General features: G+C 59.3%; 7 protein-coding genes. 3 read left to right on the forward strand and 4 right to left on the reverse strand.

The features are described from left to right. The first annotated feature begins 293 nt into the window (after positions 1-293). The gene (locus tag EJA72_RS00515; RefSeq protein WP_157709609.1) at positions 294-938 is read left to right on the forward strand and encodes a TetR/AcrR family transcriptional regulator; all 645 of its coding nucleotides are present in this window, start codon (positions 294-296) and stop codon (positions 936-938) included. 6 nt (positions 939-944) lie between these two features. Here EJA72_RS00515 and EJA72_RS00520 read toward each other — a convergent pair whose 3' ends face one another. After that, positions 945-1,475: a cysteine hydrolase family protein gene (locus EJA72_RS00520; RefSeq protein WP_157709610.1), complete on the reverse strand. Its 531-nt coding sequence runs from the start codon at positions 1,473-1,475 to the stop codon at positions 945-947. A 168-nt stretch (positions 1,476-1,643) separates the two neighbouring features. Further along, positions 1,644-3,371: a gamma-glutamyltransferase gene (gene ggt / locus EJA72_RS00525; RefSeq protein ID WP_157709611.1), complete on the reverse strand. Its 1,728-nt coding sequence runs from the start codon at positions 3,369-3,371 to the stop codon at positions 1,644-1,646. A gap of 134 nt (positions 3,372-3,505) precedes the next feature. On the opposite strand from ggt, the gene EJA72_RS00530 reads away from it, so the two are divergent. After that, entirely contained in the window at positions 3,506-4,027 is a 522-nt protein-coding gene (locus EJA72_RS00530; RefSeq protein ID WP_157709615.1) for a methylated-DNA--[protein]-cysteine S-methyltransferase, read from the forward strand. A gap of 143 nt (positions 4,028-4,170) precedes the next feature. Here EJA72_RS00530 and EJA72_RS00535 read toward each other — a convergent pair whose 3' ends face one another. Both EJA72_RS00535 and EJA72_RS00540 read right to left on the reverse strand, forming a co-directional pair. Next, a complete protein-coding gene (locus EJA72_RS00535) occupies positions 4,171-4,761 on the reverse strand; it encodes an NUDIX domain-containing protein (protein WP_157709612.1) in 591 nt (196 codons plus the stop codon). A 53-nt stretch (positions 4,762-4,814) separates the two neighbouring features. Next, positions 4,815-5,252, reverse strand: coding sequence for a hemerythrin domain-containing protein (locus EJA72_RS00540; protein WP_157709613.1), 438 nt, complete (start codon positions 5,250-5,252; stop codon positions 4,815-4,817). A gap of 156 nt (positions 5,253-5,408) precedes the next feature. Between EJA72_RS00540 and EJA72_RS00545 the strand changes: the two genes are divergently transcribed. Next, positions 5,409-5,834 (forward strand): GNAT family N-acetyltransferase, encoded by a 426-nt coding sequence (locus tag EJA72_RS00545; RefSeq protein ID WP_157709614.1) that lies wholly within the window; start codon positions 5,409-5,411, stop codon positions 5,832-5,834. The last annotated feature ends 103 nt before the right edge of the window (positions 5,835-5,937 follow it).

Consider the following 5,937-nt stretch of genomic DNA (forward strand, 5'->3'; position numbering starts at 1 on the left):
CCGCCGCCCCCGGCCATGGATGGCCGATGGCGGCGGGCCCACGGAGCAGGACCGGAGCGAGGGCATGCCGAGCCTTAGCGAGGCACCGAACGAAAGGGGCAAGAGCGCTTGGTTACTTGGCGCTTCTCCAAGTAACTCGCCGTAAGGGCGAAACCAATATCGGCCGTTACGGCTAAAACGGATATGCCCCCCACACCGGCGTCACCATACGAACGACCAGCGGACACCTCATGACTGGCCTACACGCTATATAGTTTTGTATATTGCGCAACTCAAATCCCCAAGACATCCCCATGAGCCGTATTCGTCAGCACAATCAGCACCTGATTCTCGCCGCAGCCAGTGAAGAGTTCGCCGCCAGAGGGTTCGATGCCACCCAGACACGGGACATCGCGGTACGCGCGGGGGTGCCAAAGGCGAATCTTTACTACTACTTCCAGAGCAAGGAAAGCCTCTACGCCAAGGTGCTGCTCGGTTTTGTCGAACCATTGCTGCAAGCGTCCGCCGCGCTGCGCGAGAGCGACGATCCGGTGACAGGATTGCAGGCGTACATCGCCGCCCGGATTCGCATCGCCCGGGAACACCCACACATCGCCAAGGTGTTCAGTGGCGAGTTGTTGCTCGGAGCCAGGCAATTGCCCGAGGAATGCCGCGATTTGTTATATGCAGAGGCCCAACGCAATGTTGAATGTTTGCGCAGCTGGGTCGATCGGGGGATGTTGGCGCCGGTGGACCCTGAACATTTGATGGTGTTCATCTGGTCGGCGACTCGCACCTACACCAACCTTGGCTGGCAGATGGCGCATATCACGGGTCGGAAGACACCGGGAGATGCGGACTATCAGCAAGCGGCGGCCACCATCACCCGGCTGGTGCTGGAGGGGGTGGTGGTACCGCTGGCTGAAAAAACGAAAAGGGGTTTGCTGTTTGCCACTTGAGGGATTTCAGAAGCGGATTTCTTTGGCGGGTATCACGTCGATTCGCGCCACGGAACCGGTCAAGTGCGCCAGATCCTTGTTGTGCTCGCTGATGATGTCTTCGGCGGTGATGTTGCCGTTATCCACCGTCGAATGTGCATCGCGGGCCAGCACCACGTCGTAGCCCAGTGACAACGCCTGACGCACGGTGGCATTGACGCAGTAGTCGGTTTGCAGGCCACAAATGACCAGCCGTTCGACCTCCTGCTTTTGCAGCACCTGGCGCAGGGAGGTCTGGTAGAACGCGTCCGGGGCGGTTTTGCGTACGCGCAGATCCTCAGGCGAGGTTTCCAGCCCATCCGCCAATTGCCAGCCTTTAGACCCGTGTTGCAGCAGATCCCCCTCCTCATGCTGAATGAAGATAACCGGAACCCCAGCATCCCGGGCCCTGGCACTCAAGCCATTGATATTCTCGATAACGCGGTTGATCTCAAAGCATTCGTACTCGCCGGTACACAATGCACGTTGGACATCGATGATCAGCAGTGCGGTAGTCATGGTTCCGTCCTTGAATGATCGGTAAATCAGAAACCGATTTCGCCTTTAAAACTGTAGCACCTGCCGAGGTACGAGGCTGCGTCGGGCTGCGCAGCGACCCCCCAATGGGCGGTCCTGCGGACACGCAACGCAGCCTCGTGCCTCGGCAGCTGCTACACGTTCAGGGTGTCAGTAACCCAGTGACAACCCGGTATTGCGACGCGGATCGTTCGCCCCATAGAAGCGGTTCTTGCCCACCGGTTTACCGTCCAGCGAAGGTGCCCCGACGAGAATCGCCGCCACATGGTTGGCGTCCTGCGGGCCGGTGAATTTGTGGCCCCAGCTTTCGAGGATCTTCACCGTGTCCGGGCTGGTGGTGAAGGTCTCCAGGTTGGTTTCTTCCGGCAACCACTGCTGGTGGAAACGCGGGGCATCGACCGCTTCCTGGATGTTCATCCCGTAGTCGATCACGTTGAGCATGGTCAGCAAGGTGGCGGTGATGATGCGACTGCCGCCCGGGGTGCCGACGACCATCACAACCTTGCCATCCTTGGTGACGATGGTCGGGCTCATGGAAGACAGCGGCGCCTTGCCGGGCGCGATGGCATTGGCCTCGCCCTGCACCAGGCCGTACATGTTCGGCACGCCGATTTTCGAAGTGAAGTCGTCCATTTCATCGTTGAGGATGACCCCGGTTTTGCTGGCCATGACCCCGGCGCCGAACCAGTCGTTCAGGGTGTAGGTCACCGACACCGCGTTGCCCCATTTGTCGACGATGGAGTAATGGGTGGTGTTGCTGCCTTCATGCGGTGCTACGCCAGGCTTGAGGTCCTTGGAAACAGCGGCCTTTTGCGGCTGAATGGCTGCGCGCAACTTGGTCGCATAGTTTTTGTCGAGCAGATGGGCAATCGGATTTTTCACGAAATCCGGGTCGCCGAGGTAGCTGTTGCGGTCCACGTAGGCGTGGCGCATGGCTTCGATCTGGTAGTGCATGCCTTGGGCCGAGTGGTAGCCCAGGTCCTTCATCGGGTAGCCATCGAGGATGTTCATGATCTCGCAGATCACCACCCCGCCGGAGCTTGGCGGTGGGGCCGAGACCACGTGGTAACCGCGATAATCGCACTCGATCGGCGCCAGTTCGCGGGTTTTGTATTTGTCGAGGTCAGCCTGGGTGATGATGCCCTTGTTGGCCTGGCTGGAGGTGACGATGGCGTCGGCGACCCAGCCTTTATAGAAGCCGTCTGCACCCTTCTCGGAGATTTCCCGCAGGGTCTTGCCGAGGTCTTTCTGCACCAGTTTCTGCCCGACCTGCATCGGCTCGCCGTTGCTCAGGAAGATCGCGCCGGAATCCTTGATGTCCTTCTTGAATACGTCGGTGGCGTAGTCCAGCAAATCGACATCGCCTTGCTCCAGCTCAAACCCGTCTTCGGCGAGCTTGATGGCCGGGGCGATCACTTCCTTGCGCGGCTTGGTGCCGTATTTTGACAACGCCAGTTCCATGCCGGACACAGTGCCCGGCACACCGACGGCCAGGTGACCGCGCGTGCTCAGATCCGGAACGACATTGCCCTCCTTGTCCAGATACATGTTTGCGGTGGCGGCCAGCGGCGCTTTTTCGCGGAAGTCGAGGAAGGTTTTACGCCCGTCGGCCAGCTGGATGGTCATGAAACCACCACCCCCCAGGTTGCCCGCCGCGGGGTACACCACCGCCAGCGCATAACCCACCGCGACAGCGGCATCGACGGCGTTGCCACCGTTTTTCAGGACATCGACGCCCACATGGCTGGCCAGGTGCTGGGCCGTGACTACCATGCCGTTTTCGGCGGCGACCGGTGCCACGGAGGCCGCGTAGGTGCTGAGGCAGCTGAGCGCCAATGAGGTCGCAATCAGCGATTTGGCAAAAATTTCGTACTTCATGAGTCGGTCTCTTCTTCTTTTTAAGTAGGAAAACGCATCAAGAGCAGTACGCAGTATGGTCGGGATTGCGTATTGCGCCTCCCCGTCGAGGCAGTATGCTGGCCTCATTCAGCCCTTCTGCGGAGTTCGCCGGCATGCCTTTTACCTACACCGTCCTCTGCTCACCGGTGGGCGAGCTGAAGCTGGTGGCGAACGGCGCGCGACTGGCGGCCATCCTCTGGGAAAACGACAAACCGAACCGGGTGCGACTGGGGCCGATGACCGAAGATCCCGACAATCCGATCCTCGTGCGTGCCGCGCAGCAGTTGCAGGAGTACTTCGCCGGAACGCGTGATTGTTTCGAGCTGGACCTGGAGTTTTCCGGTACCGATTTTCAGAAGAAGGTCTGGGCGGCTCTGTTGACGATTCCGTTTGGCGAGACCCGCAGTTACAGCGAGATTGCCCGGCAGATCGGCAACCCCACCGCAGTTCGGGCGGTAGGCGCTGCGAATGGCAGGAATCCGATTTCGATTGTTGCGCCGTGTCATCGGGTGATTGGTGCGTCGGGGAAGTTGACCGGGTTTGCCGGGGGGCTGGAGGCGAAGGAGTTGTTGCTGACGCTGGAAGGTGGCGAGTGGTCGGGCGTCGGCAAGACCGGTGATTTATTTCCAGACTAACCGGTCCCCTGTGGCGAGGGAGCTTGCTCCCGCTCCAGTGCGCAGCACTGGCAATTCTTCGAATTTCAAAGGTTTTTGGGGGCCGCTTCGCAGCCCAGCGCGAGCAAGCTCGCTCGCCACAGGGAATCTGGTCGCTGCGGGGTTCAGGTCGCGAAAATGTTTTTCATCGCTGCATACTGCAGCAGCATAATGGTCTTCGCGTCGCAGATTTCCCCGCGATAAAACGCTCCCAGCGCTTCGTCGAAGGTCCACTCCAGCACCTCCAGTTCTTCGGTCTCAGCCTCGAGCCCGCCCCCTTCGCTGACCTTTAAAGCCGCGTCGTATTCCGCGATGAAAAAGTGCAGCTTTTCCGTTACCGAGCCCGGGCTCATGTAGGCCTCGAACACCTTCTGCACATGGTGCACGCGGTAACCGGTCTCTTCCTCGGCTTCATCGCGAATGCGCTCTTCAGGCGCCGCGCCTTCGAGCAGCCCCGCCGCGACTTCGATCAACAAACCGTCATGGCCATTGACGAACACCGGCAAGCGGAACTGACGGGTCAGCACCACGGTTTTCTGTGCCCGGTTGAACAGCAAAATGGCCGCGCCATTGCCACGATCGTAGACCTCCCTGGTCTGACGCTGCCATTCGCCATTGTTGCGTTGGTAGTCGAACGTGATTTTCTTGAGCAGGTACCAGTCGTGGGACAACACCTGGGAATCGATGATGTTGACCCGATCGGCTGTGTTCGCCATGACACCGCATCCTTATTTCGTCAGAAGGCCCGAATCATAAGCGAAAAAACCGCTCAAGGAAGCTGAGCCTTGTATTCCTTCACGTACTGACCCGCGAGCGTCTCTTTTTGCTTGTCGTCGAGCAGTTTTCCGGCCATCTGGAAGAACTTCTGCTCTTCCTCCTTCAGGTGGTGGTGCACCTTTTCCGCCAGTTTTTTGGCCGTCGCCAGCCAGGACGGACTGGACATCTCGGTCTCGTCCAGCTCTTCCATCATTTCGTCCATTTCATGGTGTTCGGAAATCGCATGACGGCTGAGGTCGACGCCGTTATCGAATTCCATCAACGGGATGTAGAAAAACCGTTCTTCAGCGGTTTCGTGGGCCTGCAGTTCGGACTTCAACTGCTTGTAGGCCTCGACCCTTTCCGGGGTGTCACCGCTGGTCTGGACCAGCGCATCGGCGTAGGTGCGTTGGCGGTCATGGCTTTCTCGCAGAGCTTCGAAAATGTTCAAGGAATGTGGCCCTCATCGGCGGCGTTCTGGAATGACGCTGTAAAGGCTAGACACCTGCGTGCGAGCGCCGGTTCCGCGCAAATGGGCTGGAACATTTTTCGCCACGCACGTTAGGCTTGGGGGCGTTTCCCCCTCATAGCCATAAGGATTGAGCTGATGACCCTGCGAATCGAACAGTCGCAAAACCCCACGGACGAAGAGCGGCACGCGCTGGTTTTGCCGTTGCGCGCCTATAACGCGTCGAAGGCCGGTGCCTCTGTCGCCGAGCCGATTGCCTTGCTGGTCCGCGACGACAACGATGATATTCTCGGCGGACTGTACGGCCGGTTTTTTTATCAATGGTTGTATGTCGAATTGCTGTCGGTGCCGGAGCAGGCCCGGGGCCAGGGCATCGGTTCGAAGCTGATGCAGATGGCCGAAGCGCAGGCGCGGGAGAAGGGATGCATCGGGATCTGGCTGGACACCTTCGACTTCCAGGCGCCCGGGTTTTACCAGAAGCTCGGGTACAGCGAACTGGGGCAGATCGCTGACTACCCGCCGGGGCACAAGCGCTACTTCTTCCAGAAACGCCTGACGAACTGATCAAGCCCCATTCTACTGACCGACACCGACTAAGTGTAGGAGCGAGCCTGCTCGCGATGGCGGTGGGTCAGTCGACATTGATGTTGACTGACCCACCGCCATC

It is taken from the genome of Pseudomonas sp. PB120, assembly GCF_009761815.1.
Lineage (GTDB): Bacteria > Pseudomonadota > Gammaproteobacteria > Pseudomonadales > Pseudomonadaceae > Aquipseudomonas.

What these genes read in the sequence shown, in the direction of transcription:
- EJA72_RS00515 (WP_157709609.1), top strand. Translation starts at nt 294, where the DNA reads ATGAGCCGTATTCGTCAGCACAATCAGCACCTGATTCTCGCCGCAGCC.
- EJA72_RS00520 (WP_157709610.1), bottom strand. Translation starts at nt 1,475, where the DNA reads ATGACTACCGCACTGCTGATCATCGATGTCCAACGTGCATTGTGTACC.
- ggt (WP_157709611.1), bottom strand. Translation starts at nt 3,371, where the DNA reads ATGAAGTACGAAATTTTTGCCAAATCGCTGATTGCGACCTCATTGGCG.
- EJA72_RS00530 (WP_157709615.1), top strand. Translation starts at nt 3,506, where the DNA reads ATGCCTTTTACCTACACCGTCCTCTGCTCACCGGTGGGCGAGCTGAAG.
- EJA72_RS00535 (WP_157709612.1), bottom strand. Translation starts at nt 4,761, where the DNA reads ATGGCGAACACAGCCGATCGGGTCAACATCATCGATTCCCAGGTGTTG.
- EJA72_RS00545 (WP_157709614.1), top strand. Translation starts at nt 5,409, where the DNA reads ATGACCCTGCGAATCGAACAGTCGCAAAACCCCACGGACGAAGAGCGG.